Source organism: Streptomyces coelicoflavus (genome assembly GCF_045041415.1).
Taxonomy (GTDB): Bacteria; Actinomycetota; Actinomycetes; order Streptomycetales; family Streptomycetaceae; genus Streptomyces; species Streptomyces coelicoflavus.
Genome location: NZ_CP108218.1, coordinates 5,343,564 through 5,369,663, shown reverse-complemented (window position 1 = coordinate 5,369,663; position 26,100 = coordinate 5,343,564). Strand labels below are relative to the sequence as shown.

Genomic DNA, 26,100 nt, shown 5'->3' with positions numbered 1-26,100 from the left:
AGCTTGATGTTCGACACGGTACTGGTCGCCAACCGGGGCGAGATCGCCGTCCGCGTCGTCCGGACCCTGCGCGCGATGGGCGTGCGCTCGGTGGCGGTCTTCTCCGACGCCGACGCGGACGCGCGGCACGTGCGGGAGGCCGACGAGGCGGTCCGGATCGGCCCGGCGCCCGCGACGGAGAGCTACCTCTCCGTGGAGCGGCTGCTGGAGGCGGCGGCCCGGACGGGCGCGCAGGCCGTCCACCCCGGCTACGGCTTCCTCGCCGAGAACGCCGGCTTCGCGCGGGCCTGCGAGGAGGCGGGGCTGGCCTTCATCGGGCCGTCCGCCGACGCGATCGCCCTGATGGGCGACAAGATCCGCGCCAAGGAGACGGTGAAGGCGGCCGGGGTGCCGGTCGTCCCCGGCTCCAGCGGCAGCGGGCTCACCGACGAGCAGCTGGCCGGGGCGGCACGCGAGATCGGGATGCCGGTGCTGCTGAAGCCCTCCGCGGGCGGCGGCGGCAAGGGCATGCGGCTGGTGCGGGACGAGGCGGTGCTGGCCGACGAGATCGCCGCCGCGCGCCGCGAGGCCCGCGCCTCCTTCGGCGACGACACCCTGCTGGTGGAGCGGTGGATCGACCGTCCCCGGCACATCGAGATCCAGGTGCTGGCCGACGGCCACGGGAACGTCGTGCACCTGGGCGAGCGCGAGTGCTCGCTCCAGCGCCGCCACCAGAAGGTGATCGAGGAGGCGCCCAGCGTCCTGCTGGACGAGGCGACCCGGGCGGCGATGGGCGAGGCGGCCGTGCAGGCGGCCCGCTCCTGCGGCTACCGGGGCGCGGGCACGGTGGAGTTCATCGTGCCGGGCGGCGACCCCTCGCAGTACTACTTCATGGAGATGAACACCCGTCTCCAGGTCGAGCACCCGGTGACCGAGCTGGTGACCGGCCTGGACCTGGTGGAGTGGCAGCTGCGGGTGGCGGCCGGCGAGCGGCTCGGGTTCGCGCAGGAGGACGTACGGCTGACCGGGCACGCCATCGAGGCCCGGCTGTGCGCGGAGGACCCGGCGCGCGGCTTCCTCCCCTCCGGCGGCACGGTGCTGCGGCTGCGCGAGCCCGAGGGCGACGGCGTGCGCACCGACTCGGGGCTCAGCGAGGGCACCGAGGTCGGCAGCCTGTACGACCCGATGCTGTCCAAGGTGATCGCGTACGGCCCCGACCGCGCGACCGCGCTCAGGAAGCTCCGGGCGGCCCTCGCCGGGACGGTCACCCTGGGCGTGCCGACCAACGCCGGGTTCCTGCGGCGGCTGCTCGCGCACCCGGCGGTGGTGGCGGGCGAGCTGGACACGGGGCTGGTGGAGCGGGAGGTCGAGGGACTCGTACCGCACGAGGTTCCGGCGGCGACGTACGCGGCGGCCGCACTGCTGCGCCAGGCTTCCCTCACGCCCGTCGGCGGCCCCGGCTGGGCCGACCCGTTCGCCGCCGCGGACGGCTGGCGCATGGGCGGTGAGCGCGCGTGGACGGCGCACCACCTGCACGCGGCGGGCCACGACCCGGTGACCGTGCGGGTGCGCAGCACACCGTCCGGCGGGGTGGAGCTGCTGCTGCCGGGATCCGATGCACCCCTGCGAGGATCCGGGGGCACGCCCCCGCGGCCCGGGGACGAGCACCGGTTCACCTTCCTGCTCGACGGCGTCGCCCACACGTTCACCGCCCTGCCGGACGGCACCTGGCTGGGCCGCGACGGTGACGCCTGGCACGTGCGGGACCACGACCCGGTCGCCGCCTCCCTCAACCGGTCCGCCCACGCGGGCGCCGACTCGCTGACCGCGCCGATGCCGGGCACGGTGACGGTCGTGAAGGTCGCCGTCGGCGACGAGGTGAGCGCCGGGCAGAGCCTGCTGGTGGTGGAGGCGATGAAGATGGAGCACGTCATCTCCGCCCCGCACGCGGGCACCGTCGCCGAGCTGGACGTGGCGCCGGGCACGACGGTCGCCATGGACCAGGTACTCGCGGTCGTCGCGCCTGCCGACGACGCGGCGGAGGAGGAGACGGCATGAGCACCCCGGAACCGGTCCTCCCGATGGCCGTACCGGCCGAGGGCCTGCCCGCGCGCGTCCGCATCCACGAGGTCGGCGCGCGCGACGGGCTCCAGAACGAGAAGGCGACCGTGCCGACGGCCGTCAAGGCGGAGTTCATCCGCCGCCTGGCCGGCACGGGACTGACCACGATCGAGGCGACGAGCTTCGTCCACCCCAAGTGGGTCCCCCAACTGGCGGACGCGGAGGAGCTGTACCCGGCGGTGGCGGACCTGCCCGTCGAGCTGCCGGTGCTGGTGCCCAACGAACGGGGCCTGGACCGGGCCCTCGCCCTCGGCGCGCGCCGCGTCGCGGTGTTCGCCAGCGCCACGGAGTCCTTCGCCAGGGCCAACCTCAACCGCACGGTGGACGAGGCGCTGGCCATGTTCGAGCCGGTGGTGACGCGGGCGAAGGCGCAGGGCGACGACGTCCGCGTACGGGGCTACCTCTCGATGTGCTTCGGCGACCCGTGGGAGGGGGCCGTCCCCGTCCCCCAGGTGGTCCGGGTCTGCCGGGCCCTGCTGGACATGGGCTGCGACGAGCTGAGCCTCGGCGACACCATCGGGGTGGCCACCCCGGGCCATGTGACGGCCCTGCTCACCGCGCTGACCGGGGCGGGCGTGCCGGTGTCCGCGCTGGGCGTGCACTTCCACGACACCTACGGCCAGGCCCTGGCCAACACGCTGGCCGCGCTCCAGCAGGGCGTCAGCACGGTCGACGCCTCGGCCGGCGGGCTGGGCGGCTGCCCGTACGCGAAGTCCGCCACCGGCAACCTCGCCACCGAAGACCTCGTGTGGATGCTGCGCGGCCTCGGCATCGACACCGGGGTCGACCTCGGCCGTCTCGTCGCCACAAGCGTCTGGATGGCCGCCCACCTGGGCCGGCCCAGTCCGTCCCGCACCGTTCGAGCCCTCTCCCACCAGGAGTCGTGAACAGCATGGACCACAAGCTCTCCCCCGAACTGGAAGAACTGCGCCGCACGGTCGAGGAGTTCGCGCACGACGTGGTCGCGCCGAAGATCGGCGACTTCTACGAGCGGCACGAGTTCCCGTACGAGATCGTCCGCGAGATGGGCCGCATGGGCCTGTTCGGGCTGCCGTTCCCGGAGGAGTACGGCGGCATGGGCGGCGACTACTTCGCCCTCGGCATCGCCCTGGAGGAGCTGGCCCGGGTCGACTCGTCGGTGGCGATCACCCTGGAGGCGGGCGTCTCGCTGGGCGCGATGCCCCTGCACCTGTTCGGCACCGAGGAGCAGAAGCGCGAGTGGCTGCCCCGGCTGTGCTCGGGCGAGATCCTGGGCGCGTTCGGCCTCACCGAGCCGGACGGCGGCAGCGACGCGGGCGCGACCCGCACCACGGCCCGCCTGGACGAGGCGACGAACGAGTGGGTGATCAACGGCTCCAAGTGCTTCATCACCAACTCCGGCACGGACATCACGGGCCTGGTGACGGTCACGGCCGTCACGGGCCGCAAGCCCGACGGCCGGCCCCTGATCTCGTCGATCATCGTGCCGTCGGGCACGCCGGGCTTCACGGTGGCCGCCCCGTACTCGAAGGTCGGCTGGAACGCCTCGGACACCCGTGAGCTGTCCTTCGCCGACGTCCGGGTCCCGGCGGCGAACCTGCTGGGCGAGCCGGGGCGCGGCTACGCGCAGTTCCTGCGGATCCTGGACGAGGGCCGGGTCGCGATCGCCGCGCTGGGCACGGGGCTCGCGCAGGGCTGTGTGGACGAGTCGGTCGCCTATGCGAAGGAACGTCACGCCTTCGGCCGGCCCATCGGCGCCAACCAGGCCATCCAGTTCAAGATCGCCGACATGGAGATGAAGGCCCACACGGCCCGTCTCGCCTGGCGGGACGCGGCCTCGCGGCTGGTGGCGGGCGAGCCGTTCAAGAAGGAGGCGGCGGTGGCGAAGCTGTACTCGTCGACGGTCGCGGTGGACAACGCCCGGGACGCCACGCAGATCCACGGCGGCTACGGCTTCATGAACGAGTACCCGGTGGCCCGCATGTGGCGGGACTCGAAGATCCTGGAGATCGGCGAGGGCACCAGTGAGGTCCAGCGGATGCTGATCGCACGGGAGTTGGGGCTCACGGGCTGAGACCCGGACGGCCGGGGGCGGGGCCTCACGGGGCCCCACCCCTGGACAAGATCTGAGGTTAGGCTAACCTACCTTCGAATTGTCCCGCAGGGCACGACGCTCCGCACCGTTCGAAGGCAGCCACCACCATGTCCAACGCCAGCGCTACCCACCCGACCCGCCGCGGAATCCTCGCCGCCGGCGGCGCCCTCGGCCTCGGCGCCGTGCTCGCGGCCTGCGGGGACGACGACGGCAAGAGCGGTGGCTCGGGCGACGCGACGGGCGGCGGCGCCGCCAAGTCCGGCCCCTGGTCCTTCAAGGACGACCGCGGCACCACCGTGAAGCTGGACGAGGTGCCGACGGGCATCGTCGCCTTCACGGGTGTCGCCGCCGCCCTCTTCGACTACGGCGTCCAGGTCAAGGGCGTCTTCGGCCCGACCACCACCAAGGACGGCAAGCCCGACGTGCAGGCCGGCGACCTCGACGTCGACAAGGTCACCGTGCTCGGCAACGAGTGGGGCAAGCTCAACGTCGAGAAGTACGCCTCCCTCGCGCCCGAGGTGCTCATCACGACCACCTTCGACACCGCGGGCACCCTGTGGTCCGTCCCGGAGGAGTCGAAGGACAAGGTCGCCAAGCTCGCGCCGAGCGTCGCGATCTCGGTCTTCGACCGCCAGCTCACCCAGCCGCTCCAGCGCATGTGGGAGCTGGCCGAGTCGCTCGGCGCGGACATGAAGGCCAAGAAGGTCACGGACGCCAAGGCCGCCTTCGACAAGGCCGCCGCCCGGCTGCGCGCGGCCGCCAAGGCCCGGCCCGAGATCCGGGTGCTGGCCGGCTCCGCGAGCCCCGACCTGTTCTACGTCTCCGGCACCAACCTCTCGGTGGACCTGGAGTACTTCAAGGCCCTCGGCGTGAACTTCGTCGAGCCCTCCGAGGCGGCCAAGAAGGCGACCGGCGGCTGGTTCGAGTCCCTGAGCTGGGAGAACGTCGACAAGTACCCGGCCGACGTGATCATCATGGACGACCGCGCCTCGACCATCCAGCCCGCGGACATCACCGAGGGCACCTGGAAGAAGCTCCCCGCGGTCAAGGCCGGCCAGGTCATCGCCCGCTCCCCCGAGCCGATCCTGTCCTACGACAAGTGCACGCCGCTGCTGGACAACCTGGCCGAGGCGATCGAGAACGCCAAGAAGGTCGGCTGACCCTCCCCCTTCCTCCCCCGGAGCCCTCCATGACGACGGCCGTGGCCGCCCCGTTCCGTTTCTTCTCCCTCCAGGTCGTACGGACGAGGCTGCTCGGTCCGTCCCTGACCCGGGTCACCTTCGCGGGGCCCGATCTGCGGGCCTTCCACTCCGACGGCCTCGACCAGTCGCTGTCGCTGTTCCTGCCGCACCCGGGGCAGGCGGAGCCCGCGGTGCCGGTCGAGCTGGGCGAGGGCTGGTGGCAGGGGTGGCGCGAACTGCCCGACGACGTACGGGCGGTGATGCGCTCGTACACGCTGCGGGCGCTGCGCCGGGACGGCGAGGGGCACACCGCCGAGATCGACGTCGACTTCGTGCTGCACGGCCTCGAACCGGGCTCGGGGATCCAGGCCGGTCCCGCCGCCCGCTGGGCCGCCGGTGCCGCCCCCGGCGACCGCGTGCTGGTGCTCGGCCCGGCGGTCGCGGACAACCGGGCGATCCGCTTCCGGCCGCCCGGGGACACCGACCTGGTGGTGATCTGGGCCGACGAGACCGCCGTACCCGCCGCCTGCGCCGCCCTGGAGGCACTGCCGGCCGGCATCCGCGCCCGGGTCTGGCTGGAGGTGCCGCACGCCGGGGACGTGCAGGACGTCGCGACGGCCGCGGACGCCGAGGTCACCTGGCTGGTCGGGGACGCCGACGGCGGCCCCGAGGACACCCTCACCGCCCTCCGCGACGCCCAGCTCCCGCCCGCCGGGCACCCCTACGTCTGGCTCGCGGGCGAGTCCGGCCGCGTCAAGCAGTTGCGGCGGCACTTCGTGGGCGAGCGCGGCGTCGACCGCCGGCGCGTCACCTTCGTCGGGTACTGGCGCCGGGGTCTGACGGAGGAGCAACTGCGCGAGCAGGGCTGACGTTTGCACCCTGCGAGGGCCGCAGTGACGGCGGTCACCTCCCGACGCGCGTTTGATCCACTCGACTTAGGTTAGGCTAACCTAAGTCGATCAGAGGGCTTGCCCTCTTCAGCCCCTCTCGGACCGTCCCCACCGGAGGACCCCCACATGCGCTCGCACCTGCTCAACGACACCACCGCGGAGCAGTACCGCCGCTCCGTGACCGAAGGAGTCGAGCGGGTGGCCGCCAGAATCGCCACCACCGACCGCCCGTTCACCGGTGTCACGGTCGACGCCCTCGCCCCCCGCATCGACGGGATCGACCTCGACCGGCCGCTGCACGACACGGCCGCGGTCCTCGACGAGCTGGAGGACGTCTACCTCCGCGACGCCGTCTACTTCCACCACCCCCGCTACCTCGCCCACCTCAACTGCCCCGTCGTCATACCGGCGGTGCTCGGCGAGGCGGTCCTGTCCGCCGTCAACTCCTCCCTGGACACCTGGGACCAGTCGGCCGGCGGCACGCTCATCGAGCGGAAGCTCATCGACTGGACCTGTGCCCGGATCGGCCTCGGCCCGGCGGCCGACGGCGTGTTCACCTCCGGCGGCACCCAGTCCAACCTCCAGGCGCTGCTCCTGGCCCGCGAGGAGGCGAAGACCGAGAACCTCGCCGACCTGCGCGTCTTCGCCTCCGAGGTGAGCCACTTCAGCGTGAGGAAGTCGGCGAAACTGCTCGGCCTGGGCCCCGACGCCGTCGTGTCGGTCCCCGTCGACCACGACAAGCGCATGCAGACCGTCGCCCTCGCCCGGGAGCTGGAGCGCTGCGCGAAGGACGGCCTCGTCCCCATGGCCGTCGTCGCCACCGGCGGCACCACCGACTTCGGCTCCATCGACCCGCTGCCGGAGATCGCCGGGCTGTGCGAGCAGTACGGCGTGTGGATGCACGTCGACGCGGCCTACGGCTGCGGGCTGCTCGCCTCACTGAAGTACCGGGACCGCATCGACGGCATCGAGCGGGCCGACTCGGTCACCGTGGACTACCACAAGTCCTTCTTCCAGCCGGTGAGTTCGTCGGCCGTGCTGGTCCGGGACGCGGCCACCCTGCGCCACGCCACCTACCACGCGGAGTACCTCAACCCGCGCCGCATGGTGCAGGAACGTATCCCCAACCAGGTGGACAAGTCCCTCCAGACCACCCGCCGCTTCGACGCGCTCAAGCTGTGGATGACGCTGCGCGTGATGGGCGCCGACGGCATCGGCGCCCTCTTCGACGAGGTCTGCGACCTGGCCGCCGAGGCCTGGAAACTGCTCGCCGCCGACCCCCGCTTCGACGTGGTCGTCGAGCCGTCGCTCTCCACCCTGGTCTTCCGCCACATCCCGGCCGCCGTCACCGACCCCGCCGAGATCGACCGCGCCAACCTCTACGCCCGCAAGGCCCTGTTCGCCTCCGGCGACGCCGTGGTCGCGGGCACCAAGGTCGCCGGACGCCACTACCTGAAGTTCACCCTGCTCAACCCCGAGACGACCACGGCCGACATCGCCACCGTCCTCGACCTGATCGCCGGCCACGCCGAGCAGTACCTGGGAGACTCCCTTGACCGCGCTTCCTGAAGCCAGCGCCCCCTACGACTTCGTGGGCATCGGCCTCGGCCCCTTCAACCTCGGCCTCGCCTGCCTCACCGAGCCGATCGCCGGGCTGAACGGCGTCTTCCTGGAGTCCAAGCCGGACTTCGAGTGGCACGCCGGCATGTTCCTGGAGGGCGCCCACCTCCAGACCCCGTTCATGTCGGACCTGGTCACGCTCGCCGACCCGACCTCCCCGTACTCCTTCCTCAACTACCTGAAGGAGAAGGGCCGCCTCTACTCGTTCTACATCCGGGAGAACTTCTACCCGCTGCGCGCCGAGTACGACGACTACTGCCGCTGGGCCGCGCACCAGCTGAGCAGCGTCCGCTTCTCCACCACGGTCACCGAGGTCACGTACGACGAGCGGGAGGAGCTGTACGCCGTCGCCACCACCTCCGGCGACACCTACCGCGCCCGCCGCCTCGTCCTGGGCACCGGCACCCCGCCGTACGTCCCGGACGCCTGCCGGGGCCTGGCCGGCGACTTCCTCCACAACAGCCGTTACGTCCAGCAGCGGGCGGAGCTGGTGAAGAAGAAGTCGATCACGCTGGTCGGCAGCGGCCAGTCCGCCGCCGAGATCTACCAGGACCTGCTGGGCGAGATCGACGTCCACGGCTACCGGCTCAACTGGGTGACCCGCTCCCCGCGCTTCTTCCCCCTCGAATACACCAAGCTGACGCTGGAGATGACCTCCCCGGAGTACGTGGACTACTACCACGCGCTGCCCGAGGACACCCGCTACCGCCTCACCGCCGAACAGAAGGGCCTGTTCAAGGGCATCGACGGCGACCTGATCAACGAGATCTTCGACCTGCTCTACCGGAAGAAGCTCGCCGGTCCGGTCCCCACCCGTCTGCTCACCAACTCGGCTCTCACCAGCGCCCGGTACGCGGACGGCACCTACACCCTCGGCTTCCGCCAGGAGGAGCAGGGCGAGGACTTCGAGATCGAGACCGAGGGCCTGGTCCTCGCCACCGGCTACCGCTACACCGAGCCGGAGTTCCTCAAGCCCGTCCGCGACCGCCTGCGCCACGACTCCCGCGGCAACTTCGACATCGCCCGCAACTACGCGGTCGACGTCACGGGAAGCGGCGTGTTCCTTCAGAACGCGGGGGTCCACACACACAGCATCACCAGCCCCGACCTGGGCATGGGTGCCTACCGCAACAGCTGCATCGTCCGGGAGCTGCTGGGCACCGAGTACTACCCGGTCGAGAAGACGATCGCGTTCCAGGAGTTCTCCGTATGAGCACGGCCACCACCGCGGTCGGGGCGCTGACCCTGCGCCCCGTCGACCCGCTGACCGACGCCGAGCTGCTGCACAGCTGGCTCACCCACCCCAAGTCCGCGTTCTGGATGATGCAGGACGCCAGACTGGTGGACGTCGAGCGGGCCTACATGGAGCTGGCCGCCGACGAGCACCAGCAGGCCCACCTCGGCCTGCACGACGGCGTCCCGGCCTTCCTGACGGAACGCTACGACCCGGCCCACCGCGAGCTGGTCGGGCTGTACGAGCCCGAGCCGGGCGACGTCGGCATGCATTTCCTGGTCGCGCCGACCGACCGGCCCGTGCACGGCTTCACCCGCGCCGTGATCACCACCGTGATGACCGCGCTGTTCGCCGACCCGGCGACCCGGCGGGTCGTCGTCGAACCGGACGTCGCCAACACCGCCGTCCACGCCCTGAACGCAGCCGTCGGATTCGTGCCCGAGCGCGAGATCCAGAAGCCGGAGAAGAAGGCGTTGCTGAGCTTCTGCACCCGCGAGCAGTTCGAGAAGGCGGTGTCCGCATGAGCCTCGCCGACGCCGTCGCCCACCTGTCCCCCGAGCACTGGGAGCGGGCCGACCGCCTCCTGGTCCGCAAGGCGCTCGCCGAGTTCACGCACGAGCGCCTGCTGGCCCCCGAGCGGGAGCCGGACGGGGAGTCGTACGTCGTCCGCAGCGACGACGGCACCACCGAGTACCGCTTCACCGCCACCCTCCGGGCCCTGGACCACTGGCAGGTGGCGGCCGACTCCATCACCCGCCACCGCCACGGCACCGAACTCCCGCTCTCCGCGCTGGACTTCTTCGTCGAGCTGAAGCAGACGCTGGGCCTGAGCGACGAGATCCTTCCGGTCTACCTGGAGGAGATCTCCTCCACCCTCTCCGGCACCTGCTACAAGCTGACCAAGCCGCGGGTCACCTCCGCCGAACTGGCCCGGAGCGACGACTTCCAGGCCGTCGAGACCGGCATGACCGAGGGCCACCCCTGCTTCGTCGCCAACAACGGCCGGCTCGGCTTCGGCGTCCACGAGTACCTGTCGTACGCCCCCGAGACCGCGAGCCCGGTCCGGCTGGTGTGGCTGGCCGCGCACCGCTCGCGGGCGGCGTTCACGGCGGGCGCGGGCATCGAGTACGAGTCCTTCGTGCGGGACGAGCTGGGCGAGGGGACCGTCGACCGCTTCCACGGCGTCCTGCGCGGGCGCGGCCTGGACCCGGCCGACTACCTCCTCATCCCGGTCCACCCCTGGCAGTGGTGGAACAAGCTCACCGTCACCTTCGCCGCCGAGGTCGCCCGGGGCCACCTGGTGTGCCTGGGCGAGGGCGACGACGAGTACCTGGCCCAGCAGTCCATCCGCACCTTCTTCAACGCCTCGCACCCCGGGAAGCACTACGTGAAGACGGCCCTGTCCGTCCTCAACATGGGCTTCATGCGCGGTCTGTCGGCGGCGTACATGGAGGCCACCCCGGCCATCAACGACTGGCTCGCCCAGCTGATCGAGGGCGACCCGGTGCTGAAGGGGACGGGGCTGAGCATCATCCGGGAGCGGGCGGCCGTCGGCTACCGGCACCTGGAGTACGAGCGGGCCACCGACCGCTACTCGCCGTACCGCAAGATGCTGGCGGCGCTGTGGCGGGAGAGCCCGGTGCCCTCGCTCCGGGACGGCGAGACCCTCGCCACCATGGCCTCCCTGGTCCACGTCGACCACGAGGGCGCCTCCTTCGCGGGCGCGCTGATCGAGCGGTCCGGGCTCGCGCCCGCCGAGTGGCTGCGGCACTACCTGCGGGCCTACTACGTGCCGCTGCTGCACAGCTTCTACGCCTACGACCTGGTGTACATGCCGCACGGCGAGAACGTGATCCTGGTCCTGGAGGACGGCGTGGTGCGGCGCGCCGTCTACAAGGACATCGCCGAGGAGATCGCGGTGATGGACCCGGACGCGGTGCTGCCGCCGGAGGTCTCCCGGATCGCGGTGGACGTGCCGGACGACAAGAAGCTCCTGTCGATCTTCACGGACGTCTTCGACTGCTTCTTCCGCTTCCTCGCCGCGAACCTGGCGGAGGAGGGCATCGTGGCGGAGGACGTCTTCTGGCGGACGGTCGCGGAGGTCACCCGGGAGTACCAGGAGTCGGTGCCGGAGCTGGCCGGGAAGTTCGAGCGGTACGACATGTTCGCGCCCGAGTTCGCGCTGTCCTGCCTCAACCGCCTCCAGCTGCGCGACAACCGGCAGATGGTGGACCTGTCCGACCCGTCCGGCGCGCTCCAGCTGATCGGAACCCTGAAGAACCCCATCGCGGGGCTCTGACCCACCAACGGGCGGGCACCCCGGAGACGGTCCTCCGGGGTGCCCGTCGTGCCGTCCGGGTCAGGTCCAGGGCACCTGCGGCGAGCGGTAGAAGTCGATCCCCGCCGCCTCCCAGTACGGGGCCTGCGCGGCGAGCCGCACCTTGTAGGTGTCCCAGTCGTGCGTGGACGCCGGGGACCAGCCCAGTTCGGCGACGCCCGGCAGCCTCGGGAAGGCCATGTAGTCCAGCTGGTCCGGGTCGGACAGGGTCTCCGTCCACAGCGGGGCCTCGACGCCTCGGACCGCGTCGGCCGGGGCGCCCGGCAGATAGCCGGCCGGGTCCCAGTCGTAGGACCGCTGCACCTCGACGTAGCCCGCCCAGGACAGGCCCAGCGGGGTGTCCTTGGTGTACTTCATGTCCAGGTACGTCCGGTCGGCCGGGGAGAGGATCAGCCCGGTGCCGTTCCTGGCTGCTGCGGCGACCTCGGCCTTCTCCGCGTCACTGGTGCGGTCCAGGCCCCAGTACTGGACGAGCGCGCCCTCGGCCGGCTCGGCGCCGGCCAGCTGGTGCCAGCCGACGACCGTCTTGCCGTACTTGGCGACGATCGGCTGCACCCGCTTCATGAACGCCACGAAGTCGGCCTTGGGCGTGGAGTGCGCCTCGTCGCCGCCGATGTGGAGGTAGCGGCCGGGGGTGAGCGCGGCGAGTTCGCCGAGGACGTCGTCCACGAAGTCGTAGGTGACGTCCTTGTCCACGCACAGCGAGCTGAAGCCGACCTTGGTGCCGGTGTACAGCGGGGGCGCCACGCCGTCGCAGTTCAGCTCGGCGTAGGAGGCGAGGGCGGCGTTGGTGTGGCCCGGCATGTCGATCTCGGGGACCACCTCGAGGTGGCGGGAGGCCGCGTAACGCACGATCTCCTTGTACTCGGCCTTGGTGTAGTAGCCGCCGGGGCCGCCGCCGACCTCGGTGGAGCCGCCGTACGTCGCCAGGCGCGGCCAGGAGTCGACGGCGATGCGCCAGCCCTGGTCGTCGCTGAGGTGCAGGTGGAGCTTGTTGTACTTGTAGCGGGCGACGCGGTCGATGTAGCGCTTGACCTCGTCGACGCCGAAGAAGTGCCGGGAGACGTCGAGCATCGCGCTGCGCCAGGCGTAGCGCGGCGTGTCCTCTATGGTCCCGCCCGCGACCAGCCAGGGGCCGGGCTGCGCGGCGTCCTTCTCGACGGCGGGGGGCAGCAGCTGACGCAGGGTCTGGACGCCGTGGAAGAGTCCGGCGGCCTTGCGGGCGGTGATGGTGACGCCGGCGGGGCCGCTGTCGAGGCGGTAGCCCTCGTCGCCGTACGGGCCGCCCGCCAGGCGCAGTCGTATGCCGCCGTGGCCGTGGGCGGTGACGGGGAGCCGGTAGCCGGTGGCGGGCCGCAGCAGGTCCGCGAGGTAGTCGCCGACGCGGCGGGCCTCGCGGGAGTCGTCGACGCGGATGTGGGTGCCGCGCGTGATGCGGTACGGGGCGCCGCCGGGGTCGACCGAGGCGGGGGCCGGGATCACCCGGTCGAGGGGCGTCGGCCGCACGGGCGTCTTACGGTCCGGGGCGGCGCCGGTGGTCATGGCGCCGACCGCCGCCACCAGCAGCAGCGATCCCAGCAGCCGGGAGATGCGGGGAGTCGTTCTGTGGTGCCGTCGATGAGGTCTCACGTGGGCTCCCTTCGCGATGAGTGCAATCGAGGGGTCGGGCTTGGGCGTTGAGGACGGGCACGGACCACTCTCCCGCACCATCACCGCCCACGGGAGCGATGAAACAATTGCCGCATGGCGGAAATCATCCAGAAGGACGGAACGTGGGTCTTCGACGGCGACGCCCTGCGGCTGACACCCGGGCGGGACAAGAACGTGGGTCTGCTCCGCAGGGAGCTGGGTGAACTGCTCGTGCCGCTCGCCGCGTTGGCGGGCATATCGCTCGAGCAGGGGAAGAAGTCGGGGCGGCTCAGGCTGCGGCTGCGGGACGGCGCCGATCCCCTGCTGCACGCCACGGGCGGCCGGCTGACCGAGCCGCACGACCCGTACCAGCTCCTGGTGGAGCCCGACCGGTACGGCGTGGCCGAGTACTTCGTGGACGAGGTGCGCAACGCGCTGCTCCTCGACCAGGTTCCGTCCGGCCCGGTGGACGCCTATCTGCTGCCGGGGCCGTCGGTGCCGCTGTCGGTGTCGGCCGGGGACGGCGTCGCTAACTTCGACGGGGAGCGGGTGCGGCTGGAGTGGAAGTGGCAGGCGGAGGACGCCAAGTCCGCCGCCGGGCCGCGCACCCTCCCGCTGGCGGACATCGTCGCCGTGGAGTGGCAGCCGACGGTGGGCCTGGAAAACGGCCACCTCCGCTTCACCGTGCGGGCGGCGCCGAGCAAGGTGCCGCCGAAGTACGACCCGAACGCGGTGGAGCTGTGGGGCTTCAAACGGGACCCGCTGATGGCCCTGGTGGCCGCGGCCGTCCAGGCCCGCCTCCCGCACCCGGTCGCCCGTGCGGCCCCGGAGGACGCCGGCCCCGCCGAGGAGACCCCCGCCCCGGCGCCGGCGTCCGCACCGGCCGCCGAGGACGACCACGACGCGCTGCTGCGCCGGCTGCGGGAGCTGGGTGAGCTGCACCGCTCCGGGGTGCTGACGGACGAGGAGTTCACCCTGGCGAAGCAGGCCGTACTGAAGCGGATGTAGACCCGGGAGCAGCACAGGAACCGCCACGCCTGCCCGATATCGGGCAGGATTCTTGCACAAGCGTCGCCCTTACCTCAGGATCTACCGGGTGCACGACGAACTCGTTGATCATCTGACGCGGTCCACCCCCCTGAGCCGGGGCGAGGCGCTGCGCGTGGTCCAGGACGTGCTCGCCTACTTCGACGAGACGACCGAGGTGTACGTCCGTCGCCGCCACCGCGAGCTCCAGGCCCAGGGCCTGGTGAACGCGACGATCTTCGAGCGGATCGAGGCGGAACTGAAATACCGGGCGGTCGCGCCGCCGGAGCTGTCGCTCCGTCAGCTGCGCCGCATCGTCTACGGCTGAGCAGGCCGAGAAGGACACGAGGGATACGTATACATGTGCGGAATCGTCGGATACATCGGCAAGCGTGACGTCGCTCCCCTGCTCCTCGAGGGCCTCCAGCGCCTGGAGTACCGCGGGTACGACTCGGCGGGCATCGTCGTCACCTCCCCGAAGGCGGCCGGCCTGCGGATGGTCAAGGCCAAGGGCCGGGTGCGCGACCTGGAGGCCAAGGTCCCCGCGCGCTTCAAGGGCACCACCGGCATCGCCCACACCCGCTGGGCCACCCACGGCGCCCCCTCCGACGTGAACGCCCACCCGCACATGTCGGCCGACAACAAGGTCGCCGTCGTCCACAACGGCATCATCGACAACGCCGCCGACCTGCGCCGCAAGCTGGAGGCGGACGGGGTCGAGTTCCTCTCCGAGACCGACACCGAGGTCCTCGTCCACCTCATCGCCCGCTCCGAGGCGGAGAAGCTGGAGGACAAGGTCCGCGAGACCCTCAGGGTCATCGAGGGCACGTACGGCATCGCCGTGATGCACGCCGACTTCCCCGAGCGCATCGTCGTGGCCCGCAACGGCTCGCCGGTCGTCCTCGGCATCGGCGAGAAGGAGATGTTCGTCGCCTCGGACATCGCCGCGCTGGTCGCCCACACCCGGCAGATAGTCACGCTCGACGACGGCGAGATGGCCACCCTCAAGGCCGACGACTTCCGCACGTACACCACCGAGGGCACCCGCACCACGTCCGAGCCCACCACCGTGGAGTGGGAGGCCGCCTCCTACGACATGGGCGGCCACGACACCTACATGCACAAGGAGATCCACGAGCAGGCCGAGGCCGTGGACCGCGTGCTGCGCGGCCGGATCGACGACCGCTTCTCCACCGTGCACCTCGGGGGCCTCAACCTGGACGCCCGCGACGCGCGTGCCGTGCGCCGCGTGAAGATCCTCGGCTGCGGCACCTCGTACCACGCGGGCCAGATCGGCGCCCAGATGATCGAGGAGCTGGCCCGCATCCCCGCGGACGCCGAGCCGGCCTCCGAGTTCCGCTACCGCAACGCGGTCGTCGACCCCGACACCCTGTACATCGCCGTCTCCCAGTCCGGTGAGACCTACGACGTGCTGGCCGCCGTGCAGGAGCTCAAGCGCAAGGGCGCCCGGGTCCTCGGCATCGTCAACGTCGTCGGTTCGGCGATCGCCCGCGAGGCCGACGGCGGCATGTACGTGCACGCCGGCCCCGAGGTCTGCGTCGTCTCCACCAAGTGCTTCACCAACACCTGCGTCGCCTTCGCGCTGCTCGCCCTGCACCTGGGCCGTACCCGCGACCTGTCGGTCCGCGACGGCAAGCGGATCATCGAGGGGCTGCGCAAGCTGCCCGCCCAGATCGAGGAGATGCTGAAGCAGGAGGAGTACGTCAAGAAGCTGGCCGCGCAGTACGCCGACGCCCGCTCGATGCTCTTCATCGGCCGCGTACGGGGCTACCCGGTCGCCCGCGAGGCCTCCCTGAAGCTCAAGGAGGTCTCCTACATCCACGCCGAGGCCTACCCGGCCTCCGAGCTGAAGCACGGCCCGCTCGCCCTGATCGAGCCCGCGCTGCCGACGGTCGCGATCGTGCCGGACGACGACCTGCTGGAGAAGAACCGCGCGGCCATGGAGGAGATCAAGGCCCGCAGCGGTCAGATCCTCGCCGTCGCCCACCGCGAGCAGGAGAAGGCCGACCACACGATCGTGGTCCCGAAGAACGAGGACGAGCTGGACCCCATCCTCATGGGCATCCCGCTCCAGCTCCTCGCCTACCACACGGCGCTGGCCCTCGGCCGGGACATCGACAAGCCGCGCAACCTCGCCAAGTCGGTGACGGTGGAGTAGCAGCCGGGCCGTTCACGGCCCGCTCGTTCGCGGCCCGTCGGTGGATCGTCAGGGAATGACCACCACGGGCCGCTTCGCCCGCTTGGCGAGGCGGCCCGCGACGGAGCCGAAGAGTCGGCCGACCAGGCCGTGGCTGGAACCGACAACGATGGCGTCCGCCTCGTACTCCCGCCCCACCTCCTCGAGTTCGTGGCAGATGTCGCCGCCGCGCTCGACCAGGATCCAGGGCACCTCGGCGAGGTAGTCCGCGCACGCCAGCTCCAGACCGAGCACCTCGGTGCGGTGGTCGGGCACGTCGACGAAGACCGGGGGCTCGCACCCGGCCCACACCGTGGTGGGCAGTCGGTTGGCGACGTGCACGATGACCAGGCCGGAGCCCAGCCGGGACGCCATGCCGATGGCGTAGGCGAGGGCGCGTTCGCTGGAGGTGGAGCCGTCGAAGCCGACGACGACGCCGTGCTTGAAGGCTGGGTCGCACGACTGGCGTGGCTCTTCGGCCGCCAGGGGCTCGGCCGCCGTAGGTTCGGCGACGGGCCGCTTGCGGTCCGCGGGTTCGAAGAATTCGTGACCGGCCATGGCTGTCTCGGCGTTTTTATCCTCTATGGGGGACAACAGTGGGCGGCGGAGCTGTGTGTCCGGGAATGGTCTTCCCAACCCCATACCCCCAAGGGTACGGCGGCACGCCTCCTTCGCCCAGATCCCGCGGAGGGTCCGCCGCGGGCTGCACCGGAGCATGCCCGAGAGGGCGCCCGTAACGCAATGGTTGCTGCTCTGTACAGGCGGTTTGCACAGGATTCAACTGTCCGTCACCGGTCGTGACCGATGCGCCGCGCGGACGTTGATCCCTCTGCCGCCACCCCAGGGAGCACCCGTGACCGGACCGCACCGACCCGCCGAGCCGACGTCCGGCGCACCGGGCCGCGACGGCGTCACCGACCTCGTCCGCTGGGCGGTCTTCAGCTGCTTCCTCGTACCCGTCGCACTGCTCTGGTACGGCGCCTCGTTCGCGGGCGCCGTCGGCACGGCGTTCGGCCTGGCGGCGGTCACCGGCGCCTGCCGTCTGCTGCTGCGCCGCTCCGAGCGTACGGCGGCCCGGCGGCGGGCCCGCGGGGGCGGACGGCACACTGGGGAAAACACACCGGTCGACTGACCGGTTTCCGCGCACAGTTCCGCTTCTTTTCAGCCAACTTCCGCGGGTGGCGCATCCACACCCCTCACCACCCCCAAACCCCCGTTCCACCTGCACGGAAAGGGTCTCGGGACCCCTTCGCACCCTATGGGGATTGGCCACTGACACAAGGCGCACTTCCCAGGGGCGCCCCGGAGTGCAACGCTTCGTGATCGACTGCTTCACGCCAAGTTGCCATGTCGACAATGTCCCAAGTGCCGAACCAGCCACCTCGGCGCGACGGGACACAGTAGATTCGATCTTGACCGTCTACGGCGGGGGACTCGTGCAGGACCGAGGGGAAACGTGTTGGAGCGACAGACCCGAAGGGTGAAGGGCGCCGCGACCACCGAGGGGGGCTTAGCAGTATGAGCCACGACTCCGCTGCCGCGCCGGAAGCCGCGGCCCGGAAGCTTTCCGGGCGACGCCGCAAGGAGATCGTCGCGGTGCTGCTGTTCAGCGGCGGCCCCATCTTCGAGAGTTCCATACCGCTGTCGGTGTTCGGGATCGACCGCCAGGACGCCGGCGTGCCGCGCTACCGGCTGCTGGTGTGCGCCGGCGAGGAGGGCCCGCTGCGGACCACGGGGGGCCTGGAACTCACCGCGCCGCAGGGGCTGGAGGCGATCTCGCGCGCGGGCACCGTCGTCGTACCGGCCTGGCGGTCGATCACCTCGCCGCCGCCGGAGGAGGCGCTCGACGCGCTGCGCCGGGCGCACGAGGAGGGGGCGCGCATAGTCGGACTGTGCACGGGCGCCTTCGTCCTCGCGGCGGCCGGCCTGTTGGACGGCCGCCCCGCCACCACGCACTGGATGTACGCGCCGACCCTGGCCAAGCGCTACCCGTCGGTGCACGTCGATCCGCGCGAGCTGTTCGTGGACGACGGCGACGTGCTGACCTCCGCGGGCACCGCGGCCGGCATCGACCTGTGCCTGCACATCGTGCGCACGGACCACGGCAACGAGGCGGCCGGTGCGCTGGCCCGCCGCCTGGTGGTCCCGCCGCGCCGCAGCGGCGGCCAGGAGCGCTACCTCGACAGGTCTTTACCGGAGGAGATCGGCGCCGACCCGCTCGCCGAGGTCGTCGCCTGGGCGCTGGAGCACCTCCACGAGCAGTTCGACGTGGAGACGCTGGCCGCGCGCGCCTACATGAGCCGCCGCACCTTCGACCGCAGGTTCCGCTCGCTGACGGGCAGCGCCCCGCTCCAGTGGCTGATCACCCAGCGGGTGCTCCAGGCGCAGCGGCTCCTGGAGACGTCGGACTACTCGGTGGACGAGGTCGCGGGCCGGTGCGGTTTCCGCTCGCCGGTGGCGCTGCGCGGTCACTTCCGCCGCCAGCTGGGCTCGTCCCCGGCCGCCTACCGGGCGGCCTACCGGGCCCGCCGCCCCCAGGGCGACCGCCAGCCCGAGCCGGACCCCGCGGGTGCCTCCCGGCCCCTGCCCCCGTCCGACCCGCCGACCGCCCTCCCCCCGGAGAACGCGGTCCCGTTCCAGACCCGCCGCACGGCGACCCCGATGCCGGCGGGCGCGGCCGGCGTGCCGGGACAGCGCAGCGCGCCGTGAGGTGACGCAGCACTCGAAGCGCCGGACGGGCGCACTCGGCCCGTCCGGCGTTTTCGTCCGACGCCGGGCAGGGCGATTCAGCCCGTCCGGCGTTTGAGGACGAGGCCCGTTCAGGGCCGAAGCGGGGCCTGGGGGTGGCAGCCCCCAGCGGGGCCCGCACGGACGCCGGGGGCCCGAGGAACAGGCGCCCCCCGTACAGTGGCCCGCATGAACGATCGCATGGTGTGGATCGACTGCGAGATGACCGGCCTCTCGCTGTCCGACGACGCGCTCATCGAGGTTGCCGCCCTCGTCACCGACTCCGAGCTGAACATCCTCGGCGAGGGCGTCGACATCGTCATCCGCCCGCCGGACCGGGCCCTGGAGACGATGCCGGAGGTGGTGCGCGAGATGCACACCGCGTCCGGGCTGCTCGAGGAGCTGGCCGGCGGCACCACCCTGGCCGACGCCGAGGCCCAGGTCCTGGCCTATGTGCGGGAGCACGTGAAGGAGCCCGGCAAGGCCCCCCTGTGCGGCAACTCCGTCGGCACCGACCGCGGTTTCCTGCTGCGCGACATGGCGACGCTGGAGGGCTACCTCCACTACCGGATCGTCGACGTCTCCTCGGTCAAGGAGCTGGCCCGCCGCTGGTACCCGCGGGCGTACTTCAACAGCCCGGAGAAGAACGGCAACCACCGCGCGCTCGCCGACATCCGCGAGTCCATCGCCGAGCTGCGCTACTACCGGGAGGCGGTCTTCGTCCCGCAGCCCGGCCCCGACTCCGACACGGCCAAGGCGATCGCCGCGAAGCACGTCGTACCGGCCGGATAGCGGCGCGGGAGCCGCCGGACAGCGGCGCCCGACCGCCCGGCGGCGGCGTCCGGAAAGGCGGGCGCGAGCACCCCTTCGGACCCTGTACACTTTTTCTCAGCCGGTCGGGAAGCCCGCCACGCGGGATTCGAGCACCGGCCTCGGTGGGTGTAGCTCAGTTGGTAGAGCACCTGGTTGTGGTCCAGGTGGCCGCGGGTTCAAGTCCCGTCACTCACCCTGATCCGTCAGCCGGTGGTCCTCGCGAGAGGACCACCGGCTGACGGCGTTCCGGGCTCCGGACGGCAGGGTCCCCCTCCGGGAGGCAGGCCCCCTAGAGCCCTCGCCGCCCCTCCCGCACGAGCAGCACCAGCAGATACGCGCCCCCCACGCACACCGTGACCGCCCCCGTCGGCAGCAGCACCCCCGGGATCACGTGCTGCGCGGCGATGTCCGCGCCGAGCAGCAGCACCGCGCCGACGAGGGCCGACCCGGCGAGGTCGACGGAGGTGCCGCGGCCGGTGAGCCGGCGGGCGATCTGAGGGGCCGCCAGGGCGACGAAGGAGATGGGTCCGCACGCCGCGGTCACCGTGGCGGTGGCGACCACGCCGAGGACGACCAGCAGCAGCTTCGTACGCTCCACCGGCACGCCGAGCATCGCCGCCGTGTCGTCGCCGAGTTCGAGCCGCCGCATCCTGCGCTGGGCCACCGGCGCCACCAGCGCGACCCCGGCCAGGACGACCGCGGCCACGGCGATGATCCGCCAGTCGACGGTGGCGAGCGACCCGGCGCCCCACACCGCCGCCCGCAGTGCGGCGTCCACCTCGGCCTTCACGGAGAACCAGGTGTTGAACGACGACAGCAGGGCGCCCACCGCGATGCCCACGACGATCAGCCGGAAGCCCTGCACCCCGCGCCGGAACGCCAGCAGGTACACGGCCAGCGCGGTGGCGAGGCCCCCCGCCAGCGCCCCGGCGGCGAGCGCGGCGTAGCTGCTCGCCCCGGCCAGCATGGTCAGGACGACGCCCGTGTAGGAGCCGGTGGTGAAGCCGATGAAGTCGGGGCTGCCGAGCGGGTTGCGGGTCAGGGACTGGAAGACCGCGCCGCCCACGGCCAGCGCGGCGCCGAAGAGTACGGCGGCGACGATGCGCGGCGCCCGCCACTCCACGACGACCGTGCGCACGCTCCTGCTCGCGTCGCCCGTGAGGACGGAGACGACGTCGCCGGGGCTGAGGGGGTAGCTGCCCAGGGTGAAGGCCCACAGGGCGAGGCCGATCAGCACCAGCGACAGCAGGCCGCACACCACGACCGCCCGGCGCGTCGTCCGCAGGCTCAGGGGTCCCGCCCTGAGCACGAGCACCCCGCTCACAGCGTCCTCGCCCGTCCGGTGCGCACCAGCAGGATCAGCACGGGTGCGCCGACCAGCGGCATCATCACGCCGACCGGCAACTCGGAGGGGATCACGACGAGGCGGCCCAGGACGTCGGCGACCAGCACGACCACCGGCGCGAGGACGGCGCAGTAGGCGAGGATCCAGCGCCAGTCCGGCCCGGTGATCCGGCGTACCGCGTGCGGCACCATGAGGCCGACGAAGACCAGCGGGCCCGCCGCGGCCGTGGCCGCGCCGCACAGCAGCGTCACCGCGAGCATCACGCCCGCCCGGGTCGCCCCGACGCGCAGTCCGAAGGCCCGCGCGGCGTCGTCGCCGAGGGCGATCGCGTTCAGCGGGCGCGCGCAGCAGACGGCGACCACGAGACCGGCCACGACGAAGGGGAGGATCGCGGTGACGGTGCCGCCGGGGCGGTCGGTGACGGTGCCCGCCTCCCAGAAGCGCATCCGGTCGAAGGTCTCGGTGTCGATGAGCGCCAGGGTCTGGGAGATGCCGGACAGCACCGCCGTGAAGGCGACCCCGACCAGGGTGAGCCGCAGCGGCGAGGCCCCGCCCCGGCCGCCGCTGCCGACGAGATGGACCACCGCCGCGCCGGCGACCGCCCCGGCGAACGCGAAGGGCAGGTACTGCTCGATGCGCGTGACGCCGAGGACGGCCACGCCCAGGGTGACGGCGAACCCGGCGCCGGCGTTGACGCCGAGGATGCCGGGATCGGCGAGCGGATTGCGGGTGAGCGCCTGCATCAGCGCGCCCGCCACACCCAGGGCCACGCCGACGAGGACGCCGAGCACCGTGCGGTCCACGCGGGCGGAACCGACCGTGGCGTGGGCGGCGGAGCCGTCGGGCGCGGTGAGGGCCTGCCACACCACGTCCGGCGGGAGCATCGCCGAGCCGACCGCGACGCTGAGCGCCACCGCAACGACCAGTACGGCGACGGCGGCGCCCAGACCGAGCAGCCGCCGCCTGCCGGGGCGCGACGGACGAGCCGGTCGGACCGGGCGAGCCGGCGGGGGTGCGGTCGCCGCCGCGAGCGCCTGTGGCATCCATCCTCCTTGCGCGACCCGCCCCACGGACGGGCCGGCCGCCCCGCTCCCCGCGCGGCGACCGCCCTACCTGCGTACACGCATCTGCGTACACGCACGTGCATACACACGTGCGCACTCACACGTGCGTACTCACACGTGATCCGGAGCCGGCGCCGGATGCGCCGGGCGTCCGCCGAGGGCGCCCGCCGGGTCCGCCGTCAGCTCGCCCACCGGAATCCCGGACTCGCGGCTCAGCGCGCGCAGCAGTCCGGTCCGGGTCGCGTAGCCGGCCGCGCGGGCCGCCGCCGTCAGCTCCCCGCCGCCGAGGACGTGCTCGACGGCGGCGTTCATCCTGGCCCGGCTGCGCCACCGTGTGAAGGGCAGCCCGGTCTCGTCGAGGAAGATCCGCTGCACCTGGCGCGGGCTCATCCGGTGCTGTGCGGCGAGCCGTTCCAGCGTCGCGGCAGGGGTCCGCAGCGCGTCGCGGGCGAGGGCGCGCACCGCGGGGTGGGTGGGCAGGACGACCGGGAAGTACGGCCGCGAGAGGTTCCGCAGCACCCGGCCGAGCGCCTGCCGGAACGGCCTGACCTGTTCCGCGGTGCCCGGAGCCGCGCCCAGCGCGGTGGTCATGACCTCGCTGACCGCGGGCACCGCACCGAGCGGTTGCACCCGGCATCGTGGCAGGTCACCGGGGTTGAGGGTGGGCCCGAGCGCCATGCCGCCGCCGGCGATCCGCAGTGCGTGCGGCACCCGGGGAGCGAGCCAGACCGCCTCCTGCCGGCCGAGCCGCCACTCGCCGCCGTCGGCGGTCAGCAGGGCGGAGCCGGTCACGACGTAGATGAGGTGCGGCTCGTCGTGCTGGTGCGTGTCGTGCCCGAGAAAGCGGATGGCGTTCTCGGCGACCACGGTGCCGAGATGTGTGACCGGCAAGCCTTCCTCCCCGTGCCTGCGAAGTGTCGTGTCCGTCACCGGCGATGTCGCATGCGGACCGACTCTGCGAAACCAGCGAGGTTAGGCTCACCTTACCAATATGCCGATCGCATGCTCCTGCCCAGCCACGTGAGGTCCCATGCTTGCTCCCGCCCGCCTGCTCGCCGTCGCGCTCGTCGCCACGCTGGCCCTCACCGGCTGCGCCGCCTCCGACTCCTCCGGTGACGGGGGCGGGGGCGGCGGTGGGGGCAAGGCGTCGTCCGCCACGACCCGCACGGTCACGACCGACTACGGCAAGGTGAAGGTGCCGACCGAGCCGAAGCGCGTGGTCGTGCTGAACCACGCCCTCGCCGGTTACCTCTACGACCTGGACGTGCCGGTGCGCGCGACGATCCCCGAGGACGCCGACGGCGAGGGCGAGTTCTCCCCGTACTGGGCGAAGGAGGCGAAGGAGGACGGCACGACGTTCCTGCCGTGGAGCGTCGACGGCTTCGACCTGGAGGCGATCCTCGCCCTGGAGCCCGACCTCATCGTCGGCGGCGGCATCGGCTTCCCGCTCTTCCAGGCCGAGAAGGTCTACGACGACCTCTCGGACATCGCGCCGACCGTGCTGGTGGGCAAGGAGCTCGGCGACTGGCGCGCCCAGTTCTCCTTCCTCGCGACGGACGTGTTCGACAAGGGCGACGTCTACGACGAGCACGTGGCCGTCTACGACAAGCGGATCACCGAGGTGAAGGACGCCATCGAGCCGCCGCCCGGCTCGGTCTCCTTCCTGGCCTTCACGGGAGACGGCACCGCCTACGGACTGGTGGAGAACGTGGGACTGCCGGCCGAGTTCAAGAAGGTCGGCATCGAACCGGCTCCTGTCTTCGCGAACGGCGGCTTCAAGGTGTACGGGCAGGGCGGCGACATGTTCGAGCTGTCCACCGAGAAGGCCGGGCAGACGATCACCCAGCCGTCGGTGTTCGTGATGGGCTTCAACGCCGACACCACCGATGTCGCCACGCTGAAGAAGAACCCGGTCTTCGGCGCGCTGCCCGCCTTCAAGTCGGGCCACGCCTACGACCTGCCGTACTGGGTGCTGCGCGGCGACTACGACGAGTCGATGGCGCTGCTGGACATCATCGAGAAGGAGTTCTCCTGATGGCCGCGCAGCGTGCCTACACGACGCATCCCCTGGTGCTGCGGCGGGTCACGGTGCGCCGCGTCCACGACGTGACGCCCCGGATGCGGCGGGTCGTCCTGGGCGGCAAGCAGCTCGGCGCGTTCACCCGGGACGGCGTCGAACACCCGGCCTTCGCCGCGCCGGGGTTCGACGACCACGTCAAGCTGATCCTTGCCCCGGACGGGGACGTGCGCGCCGCGCTCCCGGCCCAGCTGCCGCACGGCATCGAGTGGACGCCGTCCGAGACCCGGCTCACCCGCGACTACACCCCGCGGCGGGTGGACACGGCGGCCGGTGAGTTCGACCTCGACTTCGTGACCCACGGGGACGGACCGGCGGCGGCCTGGGCCAGGTCGGCCCGGGTCGGCGACGAGCTGTGGTTCGTCGGCCCCAAGTCCTCGCTGCGGCTGCCCGAGCGGCCGGACTGGATCCTCCTCGCCGGTGACGAGACCGCGCTGCCCGCGATCGGCCGCTTCCTCGACGAACGCCCCGTCGACGCGCCGGCGCACGTCCTGGTCACGGTCGCGGACGACTCCGCCCGCCAGAAGCTGGCGCTGCGGGACGGCGACACCCTCGAGTGGGTCGTCGCGGAGCCCGGCGACGCGACGGCACTGGAGGCCGCCGTCCGCGCCCTGCCGCTGCCGGAGGGGGAGGGCTACGCCTGGGCGGCGGCGGAGAGCCGGGCCCTGCTGCCGGTGCGCCGCCACCTCGGACGGGAGCGCGGGCTGCCGAAGGACCGGCTGAACATCACGGGCTACTGGCACCGCGAGGAGACCGCCGCCCCGGCCGCCTCGGCGCAGGAGGCCCCGGCGGCCGGGGAGCAGACGCACGTCCCCTCGCCGCTGCCGTGGCTGGTCGTGCGGGCCGCGCTGCGGCTCGGCCTGGTCGACGCGGTCGCCGACGCCCCCGGCGTGACGCCGGACGCGCTCGCCGCCCGCCTTGGCGTGCCCGCGCCGAAGGTCGGCGTCCTGCTGCCGCCGCTCGCCGCGCACGGGGTGGTCCTCGGCGACCACGACGGGCTGCGGCTGGGCCCGGCGGGCGAGGAGCTGCTCGACGACGACCACGCGCGGGAGGAGTACGTGGGCCGGGAGGCGGAGCTGCTGCTCTCCCTGGCCGAGCTGGCGCCCGCGCTGCGCGACGGCGGCTCCCCCTGGCAGCGGGCGTCGGGGGCCACCCTGCACGACACGGTGGTCCGGGACGCGGAGCGGTACGGCGAACTGGTCGAGGAGTGCGAGCAGTTGGTGTTCCTCCTCGGCGGTCTGACGGCCGACCCCCTGTGGACGGGTGCCCGGTCCTGTCTGCTCACCGGTCCCGGTAGCGCGGCGGTCGTCGCCGCCCTGGACGACGCGGGCCGCCGGCCCCGGCTGCGACTCGCGGAGGACGAGGTCCCGGCGGCGGTCCTGCGCTCCCACGTCCCGGCACCGGAACGGATCGACTGGGCCGGCGGCCCCGTCGACGTCGCCGTGGCCGCGAAGGCCCTCGCCCACCGGACCGACGACGAGGCCGCGGCCCTGCTCGGCCGGCTCGCCGCCTGGGCTCCGACGGCGGTCCTCGTGGAGTCCTCCCGCCCGGACGGCCTGAGCCCGCACGCGACCGAGGCGGCGCTGCACGCGTACGCCGCGACCGGCAGCCCGCTGCGGAACTCCCCCGCGCTCGCGGCCCTCGCCCACCGCACCGGCTGGCACGTCGACCACGTCATTCCCCTCGGCTGGGGGACGGAGGCCACGGTCCTGCGCCGGCCTTGACCCCGGCCGCGCAACGGTCCGCACCGTCTCAGCGAGCCCGTCGGTGGCGGCGCGTGGTCCG

General features: G+C 72.4%; 22 protein-coding genes and 1 tRNA gene. 18 read left to right on the top strand and 5 right to left on the bottom strand.

The window, feature by feature from the left end:
- Positions 1 to 6: 6 nt before the first annotated feature.
- The 9 genes from OHA99_RS23940 (at position 7) to OHA99_RS23900 (ending at position 11,398) form a co-directional block, all read left to right on the top strand.
- Positions 7 to 2,037 carry an acetyl/propionyl/methylcrotonyl-CoA carboxylase subunit alpha gene (locus OHA99_RS23940; RefSeq protein WP_153181964.1) on the top strand — a complete coding sequence of 677 codons (2,031 nt, stop codon included), beginning with the start codon at positions 7 to 9 and terminating at the stop codon, positions 2,035 to 2,037.
- Positions 2,034 to 2,987, top strand: coding sequence for a hydroxymethylglutaryl-CoA lyase (locus OHA99_RS23935; protein WP_153179741.1), 954 nt, complete (start codon positions 2,034 to 2,036; stop codon positions 2,985 to 2,987). Before OHA99_RS23940 ends, OHA99_RS23935 begins: the two co-directional genes overlap by 4 nt.
- A gap of 5 nt (positions 2,988 to 2,992) precedes the next feature.
- Positions 2,993 to 4,153, top strand: coding sequence for an acyl-CoA dehydrogenase family protein (locus OHA99_RS23930; protein WP_087792994.1), 1,161 nt, complete (start codon positions 2,993 to 2,995; stop codon positions 4,151 to 4,153).
- Positions 4,154 to 4,281: 128 nt separating this feature from the next.
- Positions 4,282 to 5,334 (top strand): siderophore-binding protein DesE, encoded by a 1,053-nt coding sequence (desE, locus tag OHA99_RS23925; protein WP_366471788.1) that lies wholly within the window; start codon positions 4,282 to 4,284, stop codon positions 5,332 to 5,334.
- A 29-nt stretch (positions 5,335 to 5,363) separates the two neighbouring features.
- Positions 5,364 to 6,224 carry a siderophore-interacting protein gene (locus OHA99_RS23920; protein ID WP_405697726.1) on the top strand — a complete coding sequence of 287 codons (861 nt, stop codon included), beginning with the start codon at positions 5,364 to 5,366 and terminating at the stop codon, positions 6,222 to 6,224.
- Between the two features lie 147 nt (positions 6,225 to 6,371).
- Entirely contained in the window at positions 6,372 to 7,814 is a 1,443-nt protein-coding gene (gene desA, locus OHA99_RS23915) for a lysine decarboxylase DesA (protein ID WP_405697724.1), read from the top strand.
- A complete protein-coding gene (locus OHA99_RS23910; RefSeq protein ID WP_381501086.1) occupies positions 7,798 to 9,078 on the top strand; it encodes a lysine N(6)-hydroxylase/L-ornithine N(5)-oxygenase family protein in 1,281 nt (426 codons plus the stop codon). Before desA ends, OHA99_RS23910 begins: the two co-directional genes overlap by 17 nt.
- Positions 9,075 to 9,623, top strand: coding sequence for a GNAT family N-acetyltransferase (locus tag OHA99_RS23905; protein WP_381501089.1), 549 nt, complete (start codon positions 9,075 to 9,077; stop codon positions 9,621 to 9,623). The genes OHA99_RS23910 and OHA99_RS23905 overlap by 4 nt, the downstream gene beginning before the upstream one ends.
- Positions 9,620 to 11,398 carry an IucA/IucC family protein gene (locus OHA99_RS23900; RefSeq protein WP_405697722.1) on the top strand — a complete coding sequence of 593 codons (1,779 nt, stop codon included), beginning with the start codon at positions 9,620 to 9,622 and terminating at the stop codon, positions 11,396 to 11,398. The genes OHA99_RS23905 and OHA99_RS23900 overlap by 4 nt, the downstream gene beginning before the upstream one ends.
- A 60-nt stretch (positions 11,399 to 11,458) precedes the next feature.
- Here OHA99_RS23900 and OHA99_RS23895 read toward each other — a convergent pair whose 3' ends face one another.
- Complete coding sequence (locus tag OHA99_RS23895; protein WP_405697720.1) at positions 11,459 to 13,066, bottom strand: beta-N-acetylhexosaminidase; 1,608 nt, start codon at positions 13,064 to 13,066, stop codon at positions 11,459 to 11,461.
- A gap of 114 nt (positions 13,067 to 13,180) precedes the next feature.
- Here OHA99_RS23895 and OHA99_RS23890 point away from each other — a divergent pair, with 114 nt between their 5' ends.
- The 3 genes from OHA99_RS23890 to glmS all read left to right on the top strand — a co-directional run bounded on the left by OHA99_RS23890 (position 13,181) and on the right by glmS (position 16,271).
- Positions 13,181 to 14,074 carry a DUF4429 domain-containing protein gene (locus OHA99_RS23890; protein ID WP_405697718.1) on the top strand — a complete coding sequence of 298 codons (894 nt, stop codon included), beginning with the start codon at positions 13,181 to 13,183 and terminating at the stop codon, positions 14,072 to 14,074.
- An 88-nt stretch (positions 14,075 to 14,162) separates the two neighbouring features.
- The gene (locus OHA99_RS23885; protein WP_054100273.1) at positions 14,163 to 14,420 is read left to right on the top strand and encodes a hypothetical protein; all 258 of its coding nucleotides are present in this window, start codon (positions 14,163 to 14,165) and stop codon (positions 14,418 to 14,420) included.
- 33 nt (positions 14,421 to 14,453) lie between these two features.
- Positions 14,454 to 16,271, top strand: a complete 1,818-nt coding sequence (glmS, locus tag OHA99_RS23880) for a glutamine--fructose-6-phosphate transaminase (isomerizing) (protein WP_405697716.1) — start codon at positions 14,454 to 14,456, stop codon at positions 16,269 to 16,271.
- Positions 16,272 to 16,319: 48 nt separating this feature from the next.
- On the opposite strand, the gene OHA99_RS23875 is transcribed toward glmS, so the two are convergent.
- On the bottom strand, positions 16,320 to 16,847 hold the full coding sequence (locus tag OHA99_RS23875; RefSeq protein ID WP_007449983.1) for a universal stress protein: 528 nt from the start codon (positions 16,845 to 16,847) through the stop codon (positions 16,320 to 16,322).
- A 295-nt stretch (positions 16,848 to 17,142) separates the two neighbouring features.
- On the opposite strand from OHA99_RS23875, the gene OHA99_RS23870 reads away from it, so the two are divergent.
- From OHA99_RS23870 to OHA99_RS23855, 4 genes are all read left to right on the top strand, one after another.
- Positions 17,143 to 17,421: a hypothetical protein gene (locus OHA99_RS23870; protein WP_153179733.1), complete on the top strand. Its 279-nt coding sequence runs from the start codon at positions 17,143 to 17,145 to the stop codon at positions 17,419 to 17,421.
- Positions 17,422 to 17,807: 386 nt separating this feature from the next.
- Positions 17,808 to 18,998 carry a helix-turn-helix domain-containing protein gene (locus OHA99_RS23865; RefSeq protein WP_153179732.1) on the top strand — a complete coding sequence of 397 codons (1,191 nt, stop codon included), beginning with the start codon at positions 17,808 to 17,810 and terminating at the stop codon, positions 18,996 to 18,998.
- 207 nt (positions 18,999 to 19,205) lie between these two features.
- Positions 19,206 to 19,808 (top strand): oligoribonuclease, encoded by a 603-nt coding sequence (gene orn / locus OHA99_RS23860; protein WP_153179731.1) that lies wholly within the window; start codon positions 19,206 to 19,208, stop codon positions 19,806 to 19,808.
- Positions 19,809 to 19,951: 143 nt separating this feature from the next.
- A tRNA-His gene (locus OHA99_RS23855) sits at positions 19,952 to 20,024 on the top strand.
- A 94-nt stretch (positions 20,025 to 20,118) separates the two neighbouring features.
- On the opposite strand, the gene OHA99_RS23850 is transcribed toward OHA99_RS23855, so the two are convergent.
- From OHA99_RS23850 to OHA99_RS23840, 3 genes are all read right to left on the bottom strand, one after another.
- Positions 20,119 to 21,153 (bottom strand): iron chelate uptake ABC transporter family permease subunit, encoded by a 1,035-nt coding sequence (locus OHA99_RS23850; RefSeq protein WP_366471783.1) that lies wholly within the window; start codon positions 21,151 to 21,153, stop codon positions 20,119 to 20,121.
- Positions 21,150 to 22,217 carry an iron chelate uptake ABC transporter family permease subunit gene (locus OHA99_RS23845; RefSeq protein WP_153179729.1) on the bottom strand — a complete coding sequence of 356 codons (1,068 nt, stop codon included), beginning with the start codon at positions 22,215 to 22,217 and terminating at the stop codon, positions 21,150 to 21,152. Before OHA99_RS23845 ends, OHA99_RS23850 begins: the two co-directional genes overlap by 4 nt.
- A gap of 132 nt (positions 22,218 to 22,349) precedes the next feature.
- Entirely contained in the window at positions 22,350 to 23,129 is a 780-nt protein-coding gene (locus OHA99_RS23840) for an AraC family transcriptional regulator (protein WP_153179728.1), read from the bottom strand.
- A 139-nt stretch (positions 23,130 to 23,268) separates the two neighbouring features.
- On the opposite strand from OHA99_RS23840, the gene OHA99_RS23835 reads away from it, so the two are divergent.
- Together OHA99_RS23835 and OHA99_RS23830 are read left to right on the top strand one after the other, a co-directional pair.
- Positions 23,269 to 24,273 (top strand): ABC transporter substrate-binding protein, encoded by a 1,005-nt coding sequence (locus OHA99_RS23835; protein WP_405697712.1) that lies wholly within the window; start codon positions 23,269 to 23,271, stop codon positions 24,271 to 24,273.
- A complete protein-coding gene (locus tag OHA99_RS23830) occupies positions 24,273 to 26,039 on the top strand; it encodes a siderophore-interacting protein (RefSeq protein ID WP_405697710.1) in 1,767 nt (588 codons plus the stop codon). The genes OHA99_RS23835 and OHA99_RS23830 overlap by 1 nt, the downstream gene beginning before the upstream one ends.
- Positions 26,040 to 26,100: the final 61 nt, after the last annotated feature.

Excerpts from the sequence above, each read along its gene's own strand:
- OHA99_RS23865 (WP_153179732.1), top strand. The coding sequence starts at position 17,808 with ATGAGCCACGACTCCGCTGCCGCGCCGGAAGCCGCGGCCCGGAAGCTT.
- glmS (WP_405697716.1), top strand. The coding sequence starts at position 14,454 with ATGTGCGGAATCGTCGGATACATCGGCAAGCGTGACGTCGCTCCCCTG.
- OHA99_RS23845 (WP_153179729.1), bottom strand. The coding sequence starts at position 22,217 with ATGCCACAGGCGCTCGCGGCGGCGACCGCACCCCCGCCGGCTCGCCCG.
- OHA99_RS23940 (WP_153181964.1), top strand. The coding sequence starts at position 7 with ATGTTCGACACGGTACTGGTCGCCAACCGGGGCGAGATCGCCGTCCGC.
- desE (WP_366471788.1), top strand. The coding sequence starts at position 4,282 with ATGTCCAACGCCAGCGCTACCCACCCGACCCGCCGCGGAATCCTCGCC.
- OHA99_RS23935 (WP_153179741.1), top strand. The coding sequence starts at position 2,034 with ATGAGCACCCCGGAACCGGTCCTCCCGATGGCCGTACCGGCCGAGGGC.
- OHA99_RS23900 (WP_405697722.1), top strand. The coding sequence starts at position 9,620 with ATGAGCCTCGCCGACGCCGTCGCCCACCTGTCCCCCGAGCACTGGGAG.
- OHA99_RS23835 (WP_405697712.1), top strand. The coding sequence starts at position 23,269 with ATGCTTGCTCCCGCCCGCCTGCTCGCCGTCGCGCTCGTCGCCACGCTG.
- OHA99_RS23875 (WP_007449983.1), bottom strand. The coding sequence starts at position 16,847 with ATGGCCGGTCACGAATTCTTCGAACCCGCGGACCGCAAGCGGCCCGTC.
- OHA99_RS23920 (WP_405697726.1), top strand. The coding sequence starts at position 5,364 with ATGACGACGGCCGTGGCCGCCCCGTTCCGTTTCTTCTCCCTCCAGGTC.
- OHA99_RS23930 (WP_087792994.1), top strand. The coding sequence starts at position 2,993 with ATGGACCACAAGCTCTCCCCCGAACTGGAAGAACTGCGCCGCACGGTC.
- OHA99_RS23905 (WP_381501089.1), top strand. The coding sequence starts at position 9,075 with ATGAGCACGGCCACCACCGCGGTCGGGGCGCTGACCCTGCGCCCCGTC.
- OHA99_RS23830 (WP_405697710.1), top strand. The coding sequence starts at position 24,273 with ATGGCCGCGCAGCGTGCCTACACGACGCATCCCCTGGTGCTGCGGCGG.
- orn (WP_153179731.1), top strand. The coding sequence starts at position 19,206 with ATGAACGATCGCATGGTGTGGATCGACTGCGAGATGACCGGCCTCTCG.
- OHA99_RS23890 (WP_405697718.1), top strand. The coding sequence starts at position 13,181 with ATGGCGGAAATCATCCAGAAGGACGGAACGTGGGTCTTCGACGGCGAC.
- desA (WP_405697724.1), top strand. The coding sequence starts at position 6,372 with ATGCGCTCGCACCTGCTCAACGACACCACCGCGGAGCAGTACCGCCGC.